The 17788-nt window shown below is 71.8% G+C and carries 17 protein-coding genes; 13 read left to right on the top strand and 4 right to left on the bottom strand.

The window, feature by feature from the left end:
- Positions 1–2: 2 nt before the first annotated feature.
- From AB0B76_RS02920 to AB0B76_RS02935, 4 genes are all read right to left on the bottom strand, one after another.
- Complete coding sequence (locus tag AB0B76_RS02920) at positions 3–863, bottom strand: fructosamine kinase family protein (RefSeq protein WP_360368246.1); 861 nt, start codon at positions 861–863, stop codon at positions 3–5.
- The gene (locus AB0B76_RS02925) at positions 863–1303 is read right to left on the bottom strand and encodes a hypothetical protein (protein WP_360368249.1); all 441 of its coding nucleotides are present in this window, start codon (positions 1301–1303) and stop codon (positions 863–865) included. The genes AB0B76_RS02920 and AB0B76_RS02925 overlap by 1 nt, the downstream gene beginning before the upstream one ends.
- Positions 1278–2933 (bottom strand): GTPase, encoded by a 1656-nt coding sequence (locus AB0B76_RS02930; protein WP_360368252.1) that lies wholly within the window; start codon positions 2931–2933, stop codon positions 1278–1280. Before AB0B76_RS02930 ends, AB0B76_RS02925 begins: the two co-directional genes overlap by 26 nt.
- Positions 2934–3027: 94 nt before the next feature.
- Positions 3028–4722, bottom strand: coding sequence for an ABC transporter (locus AB0B76_RS02935; protein ID WP_360368741.1), 1695 nt, complete (start codon positions 4720–4722; stop codon positions 3028–3030).
- Between the two features lie 346 nt (positions 4723–5068).
- Here AB0B76_RS02935 and dnaK point away from each other — a divergent pair, with 346 nt between their 5' ends.
- The 13 genes from dnaK (at position 5069) to AB0B76_RS03000 (ending at position 17779) form a co-directional block, all read left to right on the top strand.
- Positions 5069–6940: a molecular chaperone DnaK gene (gene dnaK / locus AB0B76_RS02940; RefSeq protein WP_360368255.1), complete on the top strand. Its 1872-nt coding sequence runs from the start codon at positions 5069–5071 to the stop codon at positions 6938–6940.
- Positions 6937–7590 carry a nucleotide exchange factor GrpE gene (gene grpE / locus AB0B76_RS02945; protein WP_360368258.1) on the top strand — a complete coding sequence of 218 codons (654 nt, stop codon included), beginning with the start codon at positions 6937–6939 and terminating at the stop codon, positions 7588–7590. Before dnaK ends, grpE begins: the two co-directional genes overlap by 4 nt.
- Positions 7591–7615: 25 nt before the next feature.
- Entirely contained in the window at positions 7616–8842 is a 1227-nt protein-coding gene (gene dnaJ / locus AB0B76_RS02950) for a molecular chaperone DnaJ (protein WP_360368261.1), read from the top strand.
- Positions 8832–9281 (top strand): helix-turn-helix transcriptional regulator, encoded by a 450-nt coding sequence (locus AB0B76_RS02955; protein ID WP_360368264.1) that lies wholly within the window; start codon positions 8832–8834, stop codon positions 9279–9281. Before dnaJ ends, AB0B76_RS02955 begins: the two co-directional genes overlap by 11 nt.
- 305 nt (positions 9282–9586) lie before the next feature.
- Positions 9587–10018, top strand: coding sequence for a hypothetical protein (locus AB0B76_RS02960; RefSeq protein WP_360368267.1), 432 nt, complete (start codon positions 9587–9589; stop codon positions 10016–10018).
- Positions 10019–10062: 44 nt separating this feature from the next.
- The gene (locus AB0B76_RS02965) at positions 10063–10632 is read left to right on the top strand and encodes a DUF1707 domain-containing protein (RefSeq protein ID WP_360368270.1); all 570 of its coding nucleotides are present in this window, start codon (positions 10063–10065) and stop codon (positions 10630–10632) included.
- Entirely contained in the window at positions 10629–11798 is a 1170-nt protein-coding gene (locus AB0B76_RS02970) for a hypothetical protein (protein WP_360368273.1), read from the top strand. Before AB0B76_RS02965 ends, AB0B76_RS02970 begins: the two co-directional genes overlap by 4 nt.
- A 92-nt stretch (positions 11799–11890) precedes the next feature.
- Positions 11891–14485 carry an ATP-dependent chaperone ClpB gene (clpB, locus tag AB0B76_RS02975; RefSeq protein ID WP_360368275.1) on the top strand — a complete coding sequence of 865 codons (2595 nt, stop codon included), beginning with the start codon at positions 11891–11893 and terminating at the stop codon, positions 14483–14485.
- 27 nt (positions 14486–14512) lie between these two features.
- Positions 14513–14878, top strand: a complete 366-nt coding sequence (locus tag AB0B76_RS02980) for a hypothetical protein (RefSeq protein ID WP_360368278.1) — start codon at positions 14513–14515, stop codon at positions 14876–14878.
- Between the two features lie 48 nt (positions 14879–14926).
- A complete protein-coding gene (locus tag AB0B76_RS02985; protein ID WP_360368281.1) occupies positions 14927–15610 on the top strand; it encodes a hypothetical protein in 684 nt (227 codons plus the stop codon).
- A 17-nt stretch (positions 15611–15627) separates the two neighbouring features.
- Positions 15628–16404, top strand: coding sequence for an SDR family NAD(P)-dependent oxidoreductase (locus AB0B76_RS02990; protein WP_360368283.1), 777 nt, complete (start codon positions 15628–15630; stop codon positions 16402–16404).
- A gap of 394 nt (positions 16405–16798) precedes the next feature.
- Entirely contained in the window at positions 16799–17341 is a 543-nt protein-coding gene (gene pyrE, locus AB0B76_RS02995) for an orotate phosphoribosyltransferase (protein ID WP_360368286.1), read from the top strand.
- Between the two features lie 57 nt (positions 17342–17398).
- A complete protein-coding gene (locus AB0B76_RS03000; RefSeq protein WP_203848243.1) occupies positions 17399–17779 on the top strand; it encodes a metalloregulator ArsR/SmtB family transcription factor in 381 nt (126 codons plus the stop codon).
- The last annotated feature ends 9 nt before the right edge of the window (positions 17780–17788 follow it).

Consider the following 17788-nt stretch of genomic DNA (forward strand, 5'->3'; position numbering starts at 1 on the left):
GTTCAGAGCGCCCGAAGCAGGGCCCGGACGGCGTCCCTGTAGGACGCGCCGAACAGCGCGGTGTGCACGAGCATCAGGTACAGGCGGTGCAGCGGCACCCGCTCCGGCCAGCCGTCGGCCAGCGGCCACGCCTCGCGGTACGCCGCCAAGAGCCGGTCGTGGTGCACCACCCCGCCCCACAGCCCGAGCAGCGCCAGGTCGGTCTCGCGGTGCCCGCCGTGCGCGGCCGGGTCGACGAGCCAGCCCCGGCCGCCGCGGTCCCACAGCACGTTGCCGGGCCACAGGTCGCCGTGGATGCGCGACGGCGGCTCGTCCCCGCCGTAGCCGGCGATGCCGCTCATCACCCGCTCGACCGCGGCGATGTCGTCGCGGGTCAGCGCCTCGGTCGACGCCTCCAGGAAGGGAAGCAGGCGGTGCTCGGCGAACCACTCGCCCCAGGGCCGCGCCGAGGGCTCGTTGGGCAGCGGGAGCGTGCCGATATACCCGGGCCAGGGCGCCCCGAACGCGTCGGCGCCCGCGCGGTGCAGGCCGGCCAGCCCCCGTCCGAGCTCCTCGGCGCCCTGCGGGGTCGCCTCGCCGTGGTCGATCCACTCCAGGGCCAGCAGGTCCGGCAGCTCGGCGATGATCTCGGGCACCCGCGCGGCGCCGGCCGCGCGCAGCCAGCGCAGGCCCGCGGCCTCGGCGGCGAAGAACCCCGGGGGCGGGTCGGTGAGGGACTTGGCGAAGATCGAGCCGCCGTCGTCGAGGGTCAGCCGCTGGGCCGTGCAGATCGAGCCGCCCGGCACCGGCGTCTCGCGGATGCGCTGGTGCTTGATGAAGACGGGCAGCTGGGCCGGGTGCTCCCGCAGGTACTGCAGGTCCATTATTCGGACTCTTCCAGATGGTGGCTCGCGGCGAGGGCCGGAGGGAGCACGGCTCCGCCGATCAGGCTCAGCAGGCTCATCACGCGGTCGGCGGTGCCCATGTGGCCCGCGTGCAGGGCGTGGTAGCCGAAGTGCAGCGTGCCGAAGACGGCCGTGGCGACCCCGACGAGCCAGCTGACCGCGGGCCGGTCGGCGATCGCGGCGCCGGCGAACAGGACGGCCAGGGTCAGCATGGTGGCGCCGAGGTCGACGGTGAGGTGCTGGTTGAACGGCGGGTACGACGCCGTCCAGTGCAGCCCGAAGCCCGGGAAGGTGTCGAAGAAGTGGTGCGGGGCCGCGACCGCCCACGCGCCCCAGACCAGGTTGACCAGGCCCAGGGCGGCGAAGCCCAGCCGGCGGACGGGGCGGAGGAGCTTACGCGGCGGCGGCGAGGGCTTCACGCGCGTCATCGTACGAGCGCAGCACCTCCTCCACCGGCGCCACGATGTGGGTGCGGGCGACCCCGGCGATCGCGCTGCGCATCCGGCGTTCGGCCCGGGCCCGGGCGCGGCGCGCGGCGATGGCGGCGAAGGGGCGCACGACCACGGCGAGCAGCAGCCCGAACAGCAGCCCGCCGCCGAGCAGCACGGTGGCCAGCGGAACCCCGGAGCCGACGGTGGGCCCGCTGACGTTGGGCAGGCCGAGCAGGGCGAACACGGCCCGCACGGCGAGCCAGACCAGCCCGGCCAGGGCGGTCGCGGCGCCGAGCCACTGCAGCGCGCCGATCAGCCGCCACCAGGCGGGCCGGCGGGACAGGCCGAGATCCGCGGAGGCGACGGCGACGTCGAGCGCGTCGGGCACGTCGTCGACCCGCGAGCGCGACGCGGTGGTGATCGCGGTCGGCCACGGCTCCGGCAGCCCGCCGCCGGCCTGCGCGGCGACCTCGCGGGCGGCCAGCGTCACCGCGGCCTTCTGCGCGGCGGTGGACTCCGGCAGGGAGCTGGCGTCGGGGGCCACGACCGGCCCGGCCTCCAGGTGCAGGCGCTTGAGCGGGTCGGGCCGCAGGCGGCGGGCCCAGCGCAGCAGGGGCCAGCCGAGGGAGGCGGTGGCCCGGTACCGGTAGGTGCGCTCGGTCGCCGCGGCCACGATCGGGGCGCCGGCGGCTTCGGCGAGCGCGCCGGAGAGGCGGTTGACGGTCTGCTGCGGTACCGCCGCAGAAGCTTTTGATCCGGTGCCGACCAGCGGCTGCAGGTCGGCGACCGCGTCGGTGACATCGCTGTTGAGGCGCAGGAGCGCGGCCTGCCGCTGGGCGACCGCCCGCTCCAGCGCGCCCCGCAGGGCGCCGAGGCCGGGCTGGCCCTTGGCCGAGGTCGCGAACACCGGCACCCCGCCGAGGCCGTCCTCCTCGAGCAGCCGGCCGAGGTCGGCGACGAGGCGCTCGGCGTCGGCCCGGTTGAGCCGGTCGGCCTGGTTGAGCACGACCACGGTCACGTCGCGGTGGTGCTGGAACTGGGCGAGGTACTGCTGGTGGACGACGCGGTCGGCGTACTTCTGCGGGTCGAGCACCCAGACCACGAGGTCGACCAGGCGCAGCAGCCGGTCGACCTCCAGGCGGTGCTGCTCCAGCACCGAGTCGAAGTCGGGCAGGTCGAGCAGGACGAGGCCGCGCAGGGCCGCCTGGTCGTCGCCGTCCAGCGCGCTCTCGCGGGTGAACCGCCGGTTCGGAGGCACGCCGAGCCAGTCGAGCAGCGGGCCGGCGCCGGCCTGGCCCCACACGCAGGCGTGCGCGACGCCGGTCGTCGGGCGGCGTACCCCGACCCGCGACAGCTGGAACCCGGAGACCGCGTTGAACAGGCTCGACTTGCCGCTGCCGGTGGCCCCGGCCAGCGCGATGACGGTGTGGGCCCGGGACAGACGCAGCCGCTCGCCGGAGCGGTCGATCACGGTGCGGGCGGTGACGAGCCGGTCCTCCGGCACGTGGCCCTCGGCCGCGACGACGAACCGGTGCAGCGCCTCGACCCGCCCGACCAGCCGATCGGCGTTGACGGGCTGCCGCGGCACCATCTGCTTCACCCGCTCGACCAGGCTCATGCCGTCACCTCCGCCTCGCACAGGGGCCGGCGCCGGCCCGAGCCTGACAGGCTGCGTCCATTGATCGCGGCCCCTCCGCTTCGCTCCGGACCGCTCACGTTTGGTCCACCTCCGAGCGGGCGTTGTGGATGTCGGTGCTCAGCGTGCGCAGCCGGGGCGAGAGGTCCTCGTCCACGCCGGCGCCGGTCAGGGCGCTGCTGAAGCGGCCGGCCTCGGTGGCGAAGAGTTCCGCGACCCGCTCGGCGAGGCTCTGCCGCGCGCGCTCGGCCAGGGTCCGCACGGCCTGGTCGCCGAAGATCGCCTCGAGCACCTTCTGGGCCGCGATCGTGGTGCCACCGGCGACCGCGATCTCGGCCCCGGTCGGGATGAACGCCGTCGCCGCGAAGACGCTGACCATCACGAGCAGGCCTGTCGCGTTCACCGCGTAGGCGCTGGCCCTGGCGACCACGCGCTTGTCGCCGGCCTCGGTGCGCACCAGGTCGAGCACCGAACGCTGCCAGTCGCGCACGAGCCGCTCGATGCGCTCGTCGAGGTCGTCGGACGGGTGCACCAGGCCGGGCGTGGCCTCGAGCAGCGCGGCCCCGGCCGGGTGGGCCTTCCACGCGGTGCCGGCCCGCTCGGCGGCGTCGGTCGCGGCCCCCTTGAGCAGGATCGCGAGCCCCGAGGTGAGCGCCTGCTGGAACCGCTCGCCCGGCGCCGGGCGCCCGGTGATCGCGGCCACGGCGCGGTCGCGCAGCTTGCCGACGCGGGCCTGCAGCGCGCGCATGATGTCGCCGGTGCCGACGAGCTCCTGCCAGCGGGCGAGCACCTCGCCGCGCAGCAGCGCGCCGTCGTGGATGCCCTTCTCGACCGACTCGGTGGCGGCCCGGTAGGCGACGTGCACCGCCTCGGTGAGTGCCTTGGCCGCGGCGACCTGGTCCTCGGCGGCGGCCGCGAGGATCACCACGTCGACGGTGAGCGCGTCGATGGCCCCGCCGACGGTCTGGCGCACCACGGCCGCCCGGGCGTCGGCGTCACGGGCGAGCCGGCCGAGCCAGTCGTGCAGCGTGCCGATCTGCGCCTCGCCGAGCAGGCCCTGGCTGTCGAGGCGGGTCTCCGGCAGTACGAACAGCGGCACCCCGCCCAGGTCCTGCTCCTGCAGCATCTGGGTCAGGTGCGGGGCGATCTCGTTCGCGGCCCCGCCGCCGGGCACGCGGTCGAGCACCAGCGCGACGGCGGTGCCCCGGTTGCGCGCGGTGCGCAGCAGGTTCCAGGGCACGGCGTCGGCGTAGCGGGACGCGGTGGTGACGAAGAGCCAGAGGTCGGCCGCGGCGAGCAGCTGCCCGGCGAGCTGCCGGTTGGCGTCCACGACGGAGTCGATGTCGGGCGCGTCGAGCAGGGCGAGGCCCGGGGTCAGGGCCTGGGCCGAGACGATCTGCAGGGAGCGGGTGTTGCCGCTCGGGCCGCTGGTGCGGGCGAGCGACGGCAGCAGGTTGGCCCGCGAGAACCAGGACATGTCGGCCGGGTGGCAGACCAGCACCGGGGCGCGGGTGGTCGGGCGCAGCACGCCGGCCGGGCTGATCGGGGTGCGGACCAGGCTGTTGACCAGCGTGGACTTGCCGGCCCCGGTGGAGCCGCCGACGACCACGAGCAGCGGGGCGTCGAGGCGCTCGAGCCGGGGGAGCAGGTAGTCGTCGAGCTGGGCGACCATCGCCTTGGCGACGGTGCCGGCCCGCTCGGCGCTGGGCAGCGGCAGCGCGAACCGGGTCGCCCGGACCGTGTCGCGCAGCTCGACGAGGCGCTCCGGCAGCGATTCGTTCGTTGTGTGGTCTGCGTCACGTGGGCGCGGTGGACGACCGGACGATGGGGCATCCGACGAAGGGGTCGGGCCCGTCGACCGGGCGGACACCGACTCGCCCTGTGTGGTCACGGGTAAATCGTCCATGATGCGGCTCCTGAGCGCCATGCAATGGCCGTGGGCATCGATGCCACCGTGCGCAATCACACCCGGGAATCACCCCGGCCCCTCCGGAGTTGCGTCAGATGGACTCAAGGTTCCACTTGACGATCGAGAGTCACGTGGCACTATTGAGTGACAGTCACTCAACTTCGCGGCCGGCGGCTTCCGCCGACTGCCCCATGGAGGTCATAGAGCTATGGCACGTGCGGTCGGCATCGACCTCGGAACCACCAACTCGGTGGTCAGTGTCCTGGAGGGCGGCGAGCCCAGCGTCATCGCCAACGCCGAAGGTGCGCGCACGACGCCCTCCATCGTCGCCTTCGCCCGCAACGGCGAGGTGCTCGTCGGTGAGGTCGCCAAGCGGCAGGCCGTCACCAACCCGGACCGGACCATCCGCTCCGTCAAGCGTGAGATGGGCACCAACTGGGCCATCGACATCGACGGCAAGAAGTACACCCCGCAGGAGATCTCCGCGCGGGTCCTCATGAAGCTCAAGCGCGACGCCGAGGCCTACCTGGGCGAGCAGATCACCGACGCGGTCATCACCGTGCCGGCATATTTCAACGACGCCCAGCGCACCGCCACGAAGGAGGCCGGCGAGATCGCCGGGTTCAACGTGCTGCGCATCGTCAACGAGCCCACCGCCGCGGCCCTCGCCTACGGCCTGGACAAGGGCTCCAAGGAGCAGACCGTCCTGGTCTTCGACCTCGGCGGCGGCACCTTCGACGTCTCCGTCCTCGAGCTCGCCGAGGGCGTCGTGGAGGTCAAGTCGACCTCCGGCGACAACCACCTCGGTGGCGACGACTGGGACGAGCGCGTGATCGACCACCTGGTCAAGACCTTCCGCGGCCAGCACGGCATCGACCTGTCGGCCGACAAGATGGCCATGCAGCGACTGCGCGAGGCGGCCGAGAAGGCCAAGATCGAGCTGTCCGCGGCCACCACGACCTCGATCAACCTGCCCTACATCACCGCCGGCCCCGACGGCCCGCTGCACCTGGACACCCAGCTGTCGCGCTCGGAGTTCCAGCGGATGACGCAGGACCTGCTCGACCGGACCAAGGTGCCGTTCGAGTCGGCGATCAAGGACGCCGGCATCAACGTCGCCAAGCTCGACCACGTCATCCTCGTCGGCGGCTCGACCCGTATGCCGGCCGTGACCGACCTGGTCAAGCAGCTCACCGGCAAGGAGCCCAACAAGGGCGTCAACCCGGACGAGGTCGTCGCCGTCGGCGCCGCCCTGCAGGCCGGCGTGCTCAAGGGCGAGGTCAAGGACGTCCTGCTGCTCGATGTCACCCCGCTGTCGCTGGGCATCGAGACCAAGGGCGGCATCATGCACAAGCTGGTCGAGCGCAACACGACGATCCCGACCAAGCGCTCCGAGGTCTACACGACCGCTGACGACAACCAGCCCTCCGTGCTCATCCAGGTCTTCCAGGGCGAGCGGGAGATGGCGGCGTACAACAAGCGCCTCGGAACCTTCGAGCTGACCGGCATCCCGCCGGCGCCGCGTGGCGTGCCGCAGATCGAGGTCACCTTCGACATCGACGCCAACGGCATCGTGCACGTGTCCGCCAAGGACCTGGGCACGGGCAAGGAGCAGTCGATGACGATCACCGGCGGCTCGGCGCTGCCGAAGGACGACATCGAGCGGATGATGCGCGACGCGCAGGACCACGCCGACGAGGACAAGCGCCGCCGCGAGGAGGCCGAGACCCGCAACCTGGCCGAGGCCCTGCAGTGGCAGACCGAGAAGTTCCTCGCCGAGAGCGGCGACAAGATCCCGGCCGAGTCCCGCGAGCAGATGAACGAGGCGCTGGGCGACCTGCGCAGCGCGCTCGGCGGCAACGACACCGAGCGGATCAAGGCGGCGCACGAGAAGCTCGCCCAGGTCTCGCAGCAGGCCGGCAGCGCGCTGTACGAGCAGCAGCGCCAGCAGACCGCCGATGACGCCGCCGGCGCCACGGGCGGTGCGACCGGCGCGGGCGCGACGGGTGCCCAGGCCGGCGGCAACGGCCCGGATGACGTCGTCGACGCCGAGATCATCGACGAGGACAACAAGAAGTGACGGATGCCAAGAAGCCGGCCGCGCCGGAGGCCCCTGAGGACGAAGCCGTCACGGTCGACGAGGCCGTGACGGCGGGGGCCACCGAGGAGCCGGAAGAGGAGAAGCCGGTGGAAGGGGAGATCGTGGACGAGGCGTTCACGGTGCACCGATCCACCGACGGTCCGAACCAGGCAGCAGCGCAGGGCACCACCGACGACACGCACCAGCACGGGCTGGGCGCGGAGCTGGCGGCCCTGCGCACCGATCTCGACGAGCGCACGCGGGACCTCCAGCGGGTCACCGCCGAATACGCCAACTACCGCAAGCGGGTCGACCGCGACCGGACGGCCGTGGTCGAGCAGGCCAGCGCCAACGTGCTGGGCGCGCTGCTGCCCGTCCTCGACGACCTCGACCGGGCGCGCGACCACGGCGACCTGGTCGGGCCGTTCGGGGCGGTGGCGGAGCAGCTCACCGCCGCGCTGACCAAGTTCGGGCTCACCGTCTTCGGGGCCAAGGGCGACCCGTTCGACCCCACCCGCCACGAGGCGGTGGCCCATCTGACCTCGGCCGAGGTGAGCGAGCCGACCTGCATCGACGTGATGCGGCGCGGCTATCTCCTCGGCGAGCGGCTGCTGCGACCGGCGCTGGTCGCGGTCGCCGACCCGGAGTAGACGAACGCCTGGAGGAGGTGGCGCGATGAGTTCGAAGGACTGGTTGGAAAAGGATTTCTACGCGGTTCTGGGCGTCACCAAATCCGCTTCCACCGACGAGATCAAGAAGGCGTACCGGAAGCTCGCGCGTGAGCTGCACCCCGACCGCAACCCGAACAACGCGGCGGCCGAGGAGCGGTTCAAGGCGGTGTCGGAGGCGTATGACGTGCTCTCCGACCCGGCGCGGCGCAAAGAGTACGACGAGATGCGGTCGCTGTTCGGCGCGGGCCAGTTCCGCCGCAACGCCCGGGCCGGTGGCCCGGCGGGGGCGGGCGGGCCCGGGTTCGACTTCACCGACCTGTTCGGCAACGCCGGGTCCGCCGCTGGTGGCGGCGGTCCGGCGGGGGCGGGCGGGGACCGGCGCTTCGGCGGTGCGGGCTTCTCGGACCTGTTCAGCTCGATCTTCTCGGGCGGCGGTGCTGCCCCCGCGACGGGACGGCGCAGCCGGGGGCGGGACGTCGAAACCGAGGTCGTGCTCAACTTCGTCGACGCGGTGCAGGGCGCGACGCTGCCCATCACCCTGCGCACGCCCGGCACCTGCGAGACCTGCCACGGCAACGGGGCCGCGCCCGGCACGGCCCCGCGCACCTGCCCGAAGTGCCGCGGCCTGGGCGTCGTGAGCAGCAACCAGGGCTCGTTCAGCTTCACCGAGCCCTGCCGCGAGTGCCAGGGCGTGGGCACGATCGTCGACGAGAAGTGCCCGGAGTGCCACGGGACCGGCGGGGTCACCAAGACCCGCACGATAAACGTGCGCATCCCGGCCGGCGTGGCCGACGGCCAGCGCATCCGCCTCGCCGGTCGCGGCGAGCCGGGCACCCGGGGCGGGTCGCCAGGCGACCTGTTCGTGCTCATCAAGGTCCGTCCCGACCCGGTCTTCGGCCGTAGCGGCGACGACCTGACGCTGACGGTGCCGGTGACGTTCGCGGAGGCGGCGCTCGGGGCCGACCTGCGCGTGCCGACGCTCGACTCGACCGTGACGCTGCGGGTGCCCCCCGGCACGCCCAGCGGACGGACGCTGCGGGTGCGCGGCAAGGGCGTCGCCCGGCGCGACGGCAACGTGGGTGACCTGCTGGTCACCATCGATGTCCACGTGCCGGCCGAGCTGTCCGAGAAGGCCCGGCAGGCGCTGTCCGACTATGCGGCCGCGGCGCCGCCGGCCCCTCGGGAGCGGCTCGACGCGATCGCCCGGGAGCGAAGTAGTTATGAACGATGACGACGGCACCGAGCGCGAGATCTTCATCAGCTTCGAGGCGGTCTCCGACGCGAAGGTGCTGATCATCTCGATCGCGGCGCGGCTGGCCGGGATGCACCCGCAGACCCTGCGGCAGTACGACCGAATGGGTCTGGTGCAGCCCGGCCGCACGTCCGGCGGCGGGCGCCGCTACAGCGAGCGCGACGTCGCGCTGCTCCGCGAGGTGCAGCGGCTCAGCCAGGAGCAGGGCGTCAACCTCGCCGGCATCAAGCGGATCATCGAGCTGGAGGGTCAGGTCGGCGACCTGCGGCAGCGGGTGGCCGACCTGGAGGCCGAGCTCGTGCGGACCCGCACACGGCTGGCCCAGATCGAGGCGGCGGGCTTCCCGCGCCGCGATCTGGTGCCGTCCAACCAGCACCAGACCGCGCTCGTGGTGTGGCGTCCGACAAAGAGCGGCTGACGCACGTTTGGTCCGCGCACGTCGCGGGCACCACTGCGACAGGGAATGGTGCGGTCGTTCCGGAGGCTGACCGGAGCGACGAGCGCAAGGGGTGTGGTCACCTTGAGGGGCGTCCCGCTTTCGCGGGACGCCCCTCGTTTTGGTGGCTCTTTCGGATGACATATCCGTCTATGTGGTGGTTCACCCACGGTAAGCAACCGCTCGGCTCTTCCCATGCCAGGTGGATGCGGGCTAAGTTGTCGCCAACCAGGACCCGGGCGGGACCGACTCCGCCGGTCGTGACCCGCTGGCCACGGGAGCTGACGGTGAGTGTGACAGAGGCGGGATTCCGGGGCTTCGAGAACCCGGTCGACCCTACCCCGGCCGAACTGCGCGCGTGGGCCTACCACCCCGACGCATCGCTGTTGTCGACCATGCCCAGCGACTGGGACCTGCTGGTGGCCGGCGACCGGCTGATCGGCACCCTCTTCGAGCTGGCCATGGACCCGGCCTGCCCGGCGCGCCGCTTCGCCCTGCACTGCATGTACATCTATGCCGCCGACGGCATCCGCACGCACTTCCGCGCGCACCCCAAGCGGCGCCTGAAGAAGTTCGTGGAGCAGGCCGAGGAGCACGGCGACGAGCTGCTGTCGGTCTGGGCCCACAACGCGCGCATGCTCCTGGCGCGTCCCGACCTGTTCGAATACCACGACTGGTGCGAGGGCGGCCTGGTCCGCCAGCCGCGAAGGCTGAGCTGAACCGACGCTCCCTCAACGGGGGTAACACCCACTACAGTGTCGTCGTGAGCGCGGACCGGCCGGACATGCGTATCTCCGACGCTGAGCGGGAGTTCGTGGTCGCTCAGCTGAATGCCGCTGTCGCCGAAGGGCGATTGACGCTCGCCGAGTTCGAGGAGCGCGTCGACGGCGTGCTGCGCTCCCGGACGTTCGGCGAGATCGAGCCCTACGTCGGCGACCTGCCCCAGAAGGGCCCCATCGCGGCCCCGGAGCAGCTGGAGATCCGCAACCAGTCGTCCAGCCTCAAGCGGGTCGGGCGCTGGACGGTGCCGCGGCGGCTGCTCATCAGCACGCGCGCCGGATCGGTCAAGCTCGACTTCACCGAGGCCCAGTTCACCACCCAGCTCGTCGAGGTGCGGCTGGAGGCCCGCTCCAGCCGGATCGAGCTGGTGCTGCCGCCCGGTGCGACCGCCGACATCGACAGCATCGCGCCGCACTCGAGCTCGCTGAAGCAGAAGGTGCCGGCGGCGTACGACGCGGCCGGCTCCGGGATCGTCTTCCGCATCGGCGGCGAGGTGCGCAGCAGCAACGTCCGCGTGCGCTACCAGCGCCGGTTCCTCCGCTGGCGCTGGTGAAGCGGCGGCCGGTTCTGGTTCTTGCGCTCGCCGCCGCCCTGGTCTCGACGCTGAGCGCGGGCTCGTGCGCGCCGAACAGCACCCCGGAGCCGGCGCAGCCCACGGACGGCGACGTGTCCTACGAGGACATGCCGACCGCGTACCCCAGTGCCAACCCCACCGACCGGCAGAACGTGGTGCCGGTGCCGAAGGGCACCTCGCCCCGCGGCGTCGAGTTCGTCGACGCCGGCACCGGCTATGCGCTGTTCACCTCGTGCGTGGCCGGGGGCGCGTGCAAGGCCGGGCTCGCGCTGACCCTCGACGGCGGCTCCAGCTGGGTCGAGCGCGCGCTGCCCTTCGACGACGCGATCGACGTGGACATGCGGCTCGGCCGCGGCAACGTGCTGATCATCAAGGCGGCGCCGGACGGGTACTTCATCTCCCGCGACAGCGGCCGCACCTTCCAGCGCCGCCCGCTCACCCCGCCGCCGGTCGAGCTCAACCTCGCCGAACCGCAGTTCTCGGTCGGCTGCCAGGACCCCGCCGCGCCCGGCTGCTCCGACGCCCAGCCGTGGATTGTGGGCGACGACGGCAACCGCGCCCCGCTGCCCGGCCGCCCGTCCGGCCAGCACGAGTGGACCGGACTCGCCGCGGCCGCCGACGGCACGCTCTGGCTGACCGCCCGCGCGGCCGGGGGCGCGCCCGGCTCCTCGCCGGCCGCCGGCACCACGATCAGCGTCTGGAGCAGCTCCGACCACGGGCACAGCTGGAAGGCGCAGGGCAGCGCGCTCGCGTCCCAGGCCAACGCCGTCGTGCGGCCCGTGGTCTCGCCCGACGGCGGCGACGTCTGGCTGGTCGGGCCCCAGTTCGCGGCCCACATGGTGGCGGGCAAGGACGGCACGGCCGCGGGCTGGACCGAGTCGACCGCGATGCGCGAGGTCGCCCAGGTCTTCAGCGCCGAGGTGCTGCCCGCCCATCGGCTGCTCATCGCCAGCGGCCAGGGCGTCTGGCTCCTCGACGGCCAGCAGCGAGTCCGCGACACCGGGGCCCGCCTGATCTTCCGGCTGCGGCGCCTCGATGCCACGACGATTCTGGGGTACCCCGCCCAGCAGTCCGGCGACGTCTGGCTCTGCACCGTCGGTGACCAGGGGTGTGACTGGGTACACGTGGGAGTCTCCTCGCGCTAGTGGCGGGACACTCGGCAATTGAGACTTGAGTGGAATAGACTCAACCTCGTGGGTGTCGTACCTCCTGAAGGACGCACTGGAACGAGGAGTCGATGAACGCCGAACGCCTGACCACCAAGAGTCGCGAGGTCATCAAGGCCGCCGTGGACGCGGCGAGCCAGCGCGGACACGCGACCGTTGAACCTTGGCACCTGCTCCTGGCGCTGCTGGACACGGGCGGGTCGACCGCCGCTGGTCTGCTGCGCGCGGTGGGGGCCAACCCCGCCGACGTGCGCCGGGCCGCCCTGCACGCCGTCGAGAAGCTGCCGAGCGCGCGCGGCGCGAGCGTGGTGGAGCCCAACGTCGCCCGTGAGTTCGCCAACGCGATCGCGGCCGCCGAGCAGATCGCCCGCCCGCTGGGCGACGAGTACACCTCGACCGAACACCTGCTGGCGGGCCTGGCCCGTGTCGGCGGGCAGGTCGCCACGCTGCTGAAGGACGCCGGTGCGACCGAGCAGAGCCTGGTCGCGGCGTTCCCGCAGGTGCGCGGGGGCGATCGCAAGGTGACCTCGGCCGACTCGGAGCAGACCTTCCAGGCGCTGGAGAAGTACGGCGTCGACCTGACCCAGGCCGCCCGGGACGGCAAGATCGACCCGGTGATCGGCCGCGACGCCGAGATCCGCCGCGTGATCCAGGTGCTGTCCCGGCGTACCAAGAACAATCCGGTGCTCATCGGCGAGCCCGGCGTGGGCAAGACCGCGATCGTGGAGGGCCTGGCCCAGCGCATCATCGCCCGTGACGTGCCCGAGTCGCTGCGCGACAAGCGCCTGGTCAGCCTCGACCTCGGCGCGATGGTCGCGGGCGCGCAGTACCGCGGCCAGTTCGAGGAGCGGCTCAAGTCCGTGCTCGAGGAGATCAAGGGCTCCAACGGCCAGGTCATCACGTTCCTCGACGAGCTGCACACCGTCGTCGGCGCCGGCAAGGGCGAGGGCTCGATGGACGCCGGCAACATGCTCAAGCCGATGCTGGCCCGCGGCGAGCTGCGGATGGTCGGCGCGACGACGCTTGACGAGTACCGCGAGCACATCGAGAAGGACCCCGCGCTCGAGCGGCGCTTCCAGCCCGTCGTGGTGGGCGAGCCGTCGATCGAGGACACCATCGGCATCCTGCGCGGGCTCAAGGAGCGCTACGAGGTGCACCACGGCGTGCGGATCACCGACGCCGCCCTGGTCGCCGCGGCCGCGCTGTCGGACCGGTACATCACCGACCGCTTCCTGCCGGACAAGGCCATCGACCTCGTCGACGAGGCGGCCTCCCGGCTGCGCATGGAGATCGACTCGCGCCCGACCGAGGTGGACGAGGTCGAGCGCAGCGTGCGCCGGCTCGAGATCGAGGAGATGGCGCTGGCCAAGGAGCCCGACGCGGCCTCGGCCGAGCGGCTCCAGCGGCTGCGCGCCGAGCTGGCCGACCGCCGGGAGTCGCTGACCGCGCTCACCGACCGGTGGCAGAACGAGAAGGCGCACATCCAGAAGATCTCCAACACCAAGGAGCAGCTGGAGCAGCTGAGGCTCGAGGCCGAGCGGGCCGAGCGCGACAACGACCTGGAGAAGGTCTCGGAGCTGCGCTACGCCGTGATCCCGGGCCTGCAGAAGGAGCTCCAGCAGGCCGAGAGCGAGCTCGGCGCCCTGCAGTCCGCGGGCGCGATGCTCAAGGAGGAGGTCTCCGCCGACGACATCGCCGCCGTGGTTGCCGCCTGGACGGGCATTCCGGCCGGCCGGCTCCTGGAGGGCGAGACCGCCAAGCTGCTGCGCATGGAGGAGGCGCTGCACAGCCGGGTGATCGGGCAGGACACGGCGATCCAGGCCGTCTCCGACGCGGTGCGCCGCGCCCGGGCCGGCGTCGCCGACCCCGACCGGCCCACCGGCAGCTTCCTGTTCCTGGGCCCGACCGGCGTCGGCAAGACCGAGCTGGCCAAGGCCCTGGCCGAGTTCCTCTTCGACGACCAGCGCGCCATGGTGCGCATCGACATGAGCGAGTACGCCGAGAAGCACACGGTCGCCCGGCTCGTCGGCGCGCCGCCCGGGTACATCGGCTACGAGGAGGGCGGCCAGCTCACCGAGGCGGTGCGGCGCCGGCCCTACACGGTCGTGCTGCTCGACGAGGTGGAGAAGGCGCACCCGGACGTGTTCGACGTGCTGCTGGCCGTGCTCGACGACGGCCGGCTCACCGACGGGCAGGGCCGCACGGTCGACTTCCGCAACACGATCCTGATCCTGACCTCGAACCTCGGCTCGGAGGTGCTCGCCGACGACCCGACGCTCAACGCGGAGCAGCGCAGCGACGCGGTGATCGCCGCCGTGCGCACCCACTTCAAGCCGGAGTTCGTGAACCGGCTCGACGACATGGTGGTGTTCAACGCGTTGTCGCCGTCCGACCTGCGGGCGATCGTGGAGATTCAGCTCGATGGGCTCGGCCGGAGGCTGGCCGACCGCCGGCTGACGCTCGACGTCTCCGACGCGGCACGTGACTGGCTGGCCAGTCTTGGGTATGACTCGGTGTACGGCGCTCGACCCCTGCGCCGCCAGATCCAGACGTCGATCGGCGACCAGCTCGCCAAGGCGCTTCTGGCCGGCGAGATCAGGGACGGGGACCGTGTGGTGGTCGATCTGTCGGACGACAAGAAGACGCTCACGGTGCAGGCCGGCTAGCTCGGGGTTTGGGGAGGAGTGCCGCTGATGCTGTGGAAGAAGCAGGCGTACGACGAGGAGCTGCGGCTCCTCGCTCAGGCCGACACGCTGGCGTTCGGCGGGGTCGGCATCGCCGGCACCCTCCTGCCCGCGACCAAGGCCTACTTCGCGGTCGAGGAGGGCCTGCGGTTGCACGGCGGCGAGCTCCGCCCGCGGCTGGAGGCCCTGCTCGACAAGGCCACCCCGGCCGGGCGGCTCTACGCCGCCGAGCTGCTCACCCACGCCGACGCGGGGGCCGGGCGCTCGGCCTGGCAGACGCTGCGCGGCCAGAGTGGCGAGGTCAAGACATTCAGCGGCTGCATCATGGGCAGCACGACCGTGTCACGGTACGCGGAAGAGCGGCTGCGCGATTAGCGTCACATCGATACGGTGACTCCCAGGATTTCCTGGGAGGAGACCGACTTGTCATTCGCAGTTCCGAACGCGCCGCGCGCTCGGCCGTCCACCGTCAGCCTCGCCTCCACGCTGCTCTTCGCGGCGGCCGGGCTTGAAGTGATCAACGTTGTCCTCTCGCTCCTCTACGCCGGCAAGATCGCTGAGGGCACCAAGAAGGTCTACGAAGACGCCGGCCTGACCGCCGGCTCGACCGCGACCACGAGCATCGGTTCGACGGTCGGGGTGATCCTCGGCTTCATCATCATCGTGATCCTGGTCCTGCTCGGCTACTTCGTGAGCCGCGGCAACCAGGTCGCGCGGGTGCTGACCTGGGTCGTGGGCGGCATCGCGCTGTGCTGCAGCGCCCTCGGCCTCGGAGCGACCCTGTTCGCCCAGACGTTCTGGGACCAGGCCCGCAAGACCAGCCCGGAGCTGCCGAGCTGGGACCGTTACCAGGAGATCGTGTACTCCCAGGTCCCCGGCTGGTACCAGCCCCTCACCACGGTGTTGAGCATCCTGATCGTCCTCGCGATCGCGATTCCGATCGTCCTGCTCGCGCTGCCGGCGTCGCACCCGTACTTCCGCAAGGCCGAGCAGCAGTGGGAGCCGCCGGTTCCCGGATCCGGTGGCCCGGGCGGTTACCCCGGCCCCGGCTACCCCGGGCAGCCGGGCCAGCCGGGCCAGCCCGGATACGGGCCGCCCAGCGGCTGATTGGGTAGCCTGCGGCGGTGCCAGTCGCACTCATCACCGGCGCTACCGCCGGCATCGGCGCCGCCTTCGCCCGCCACCTCGCCGCGGAGGGCCACGAGCTCGTGCTCGTCGCCCGCCGCGGCGAAGTGCTGCAGGCCCTCGCCGCCGAGCTGCCGGTGCCGGTCGAGACGCTTGTCGCCGACCTGGCCACCGTCGCCGGGGCTGAGGCGGTGGCGGCCCGGCTCGCCGACCCGGCCCGCCCGATCGACCTGCTCGTGAACAACGCCGGGCGGTCGCTCAACCGGTCCTTCCTGCGCTCCTCGCCCGAGCTGGAGGAGGAGCTGCTGCGGCTCAACGTCCACGCGGTCATGCGCCTGACGCTGGCCGCCCTGCCCGGAATGGTGGAGCGCGGCCGGGGCGCCATCGTCAACGTCTCGTCCGTGTCGGGGTTCGCGGCGATGATGCCCGGCTCGACGTACCCGGCGAGCAAGGCCTGGGTCACCAACTTCAGCGAGTCGCAGGCGCAGCTGGTGCGCGGGTCCGGCGTGCGGGTCATGGCGCTCTGCCCGGGGTACACCCGCACCGAGTTCCACGCGAGCGCCGGCATCGACACCGCGCGGATGCCGTCGTGGCTGTGGCTGGACGCCGGCGAGGTGGTGCGGGCGGCACTGCGGGACCTGCGGCGCGGCCGGATGGTCAGCGTGCCCGGCTGGAAGTACAAGATCGCCGTGCTCGGCATCCGTCTCGCGCCGCGCGGTCTGCTCCACCGTGCGTCCCGCGGTGCGAGGGGACGCATCGGGCATGAGGAGCGTTAACGCCCAACACAGCACCGGCCTTCGTCGATGTGTGCACTATGACAAGCATTGAATTTGCTGTGTATCGAACATGATTGTGATCACGTACGTTCGGCTGATGGGCCGATTGGCAGCGCTCCCATAGGCATCCGGTTGGCCCGCGACCGTACTTTCGGCTGTCTGTGCAGGTCAAAGCCCTGTATCGAGTATTGCAACGATCTAATGAGAGCAAGATTCGGGTTAGTGCCCGAGGCATCGGTGCATCGTTATCCCCAGTCACCGCCACCTCTCGTGTCACTCGTGGTGATCGCTGCGATCACCTTCGTATTCACCCTTGTCCCCTTGACGGCCATTAATTTGGCCGAGAGTGCGGGTCATCGATTCACCGCGGAGCTTTAGCGCGTACGCTTCGGACATGACCGACCGTGACGACCTGCTGAAACTCGTACGGGACCTCGCCGTGGTGTCCGGACGGGTCACGCTGTCGTCCGGACAAGTTGCCGACTGGTACGTGGACCTCCGTCGTTTGACGCTGCACCATGCTGGTGCACCGTTGGTCGGCCGGGTTCTCCTCGATCTCGTCGACGACTGGGAGTTCGATGCCGTGGGAGGGCTGACCCTCGGCGCGGACCCGGTGGCCACCGCGATGCTGCATGCGGCGGCCGCCCGTGGGGGACGATCGCTCGACGCGTTCGTCGTCCGCAAGAGTGACAAGGCTCATGGTCTGCAACGGCGGGTCGAAGGGCCCGACGTCGCCGGCCGGCGCGTCCTCGCGGTCGAGGACACCTCCACTACAGGTGGAAGTGTGCTCACTGCGGTCGACGCGTTGCGAGAGGCGGGCGCCGATGTGGTCGGTGTGGCCGTTATCGTCGATAGAGGCGCGGAAAAGGCGGTTCGCGCCGCGGGGCTGAGCTATCGCTCAGCATTTTCGTTGGCCGACCTCGGCCGACAGGGCTGAAAAATTGTCGATTCGGACCTGCGTATATGCAGGCGGGTCGATGGTGTTGGTGGAAGGATGGAATACGTGGGAACTGCGCTGGCTGAGATGACCCTGCCCCAGATCTCGCCGCTTGCCGGCGAGCCGATTGACCGTGCTGACGCCGAGCGTTTGGCCGGTGTCCTGAAGGCGCTTGCCGACCCGGCCCGACTCCGGCTTCTGAGCCTGATCCAGTCGGCGCCCGACGGCGAGGCGTGTGTGTGTGACCTGACGGCCCCGCTTGGGCTCTCGCAGCCCACGGTGAGCCACCACCTGCGAATCCTGACCGAGGCTGGTCTGCTGGAGCGCGAAAAGCGGGGTGTGTGGGCGTTCTACCGCCTCGTGCCCGCCGCTATCGGCACCATCGCCGACCTTCTGACGCCGCCGCGCAAGCGCGCGACCAAGAAGGCGCCTCGCTAGCAGCGTCGG

Source organism: Dactylosporangium sp. NPDC049140, from assembly GCF_040648435.1.

Bases quoted from the DNA above. Each gene is read 5' to 3' on its own strand.
- AB0B76_RS02920 (WP_360368246.1), bottom strand. From the start codon at position 863: ATGGACCTGCAGTACCTGCGGGAGCACCCGGCCCAGCTGCCCGTCTTC.
- AB0B76_RS02930 (WP_360368252.1), bottom strand. From the start codon at position 2,933: ATGAGCCTGGTCGAGCGGGTGAAGCAGATGGTGCCGCGGCAGCCCGTC.
- dnaK (WP_360368255.1), top strand. From the start codon at position 5,069: ATGGCACGTGCGGTCGGCATCGACCTCGGAACCACCAACTCGGTGGTC.
- dnaJ (WP_360368261.1), top strand. From the start codon at position 7,616: ATGAGTTCGAAGGACTGGTTGGAAAAGGATTTCTACGCGGTTCTGGGC.
- AB0B76_RS02955 (WP_360368264.1), top strand. From the start codon at position 8,832: ATGAACGATGACGACGGCACCGAGCGCGAGATCTTCATCAGCTTCGAG.
- clpB (WP_360368275.1), top strand. From the start codon at position 11,891: ATGAACGCCGAACGCCTGACCACCAAGAGTCGCGAGGTCATCAAGGCC.
- AB0B76_RS02980 (WP_360368278.1), top strand. From the start codon at position 14,513: ATGCTGTGGAAGAAGCAGGCGTACGACGAGGAGCTGCGGCTCCTCGCT.
- pyrE (WP_360368286.1), top strand. From the start codon at position 16,799: ATGACCGACCGTGACGACCTGCTGAAACTCGTACGGGACCTCGCCGTG.
- AB0B76_RS03000 (WP_203848243.1), top strand. From the start codon at position 17,399: ATGGAATACGTGGGAACTGCGCTGGCTGAGATGACCCTGCCCCAGATC.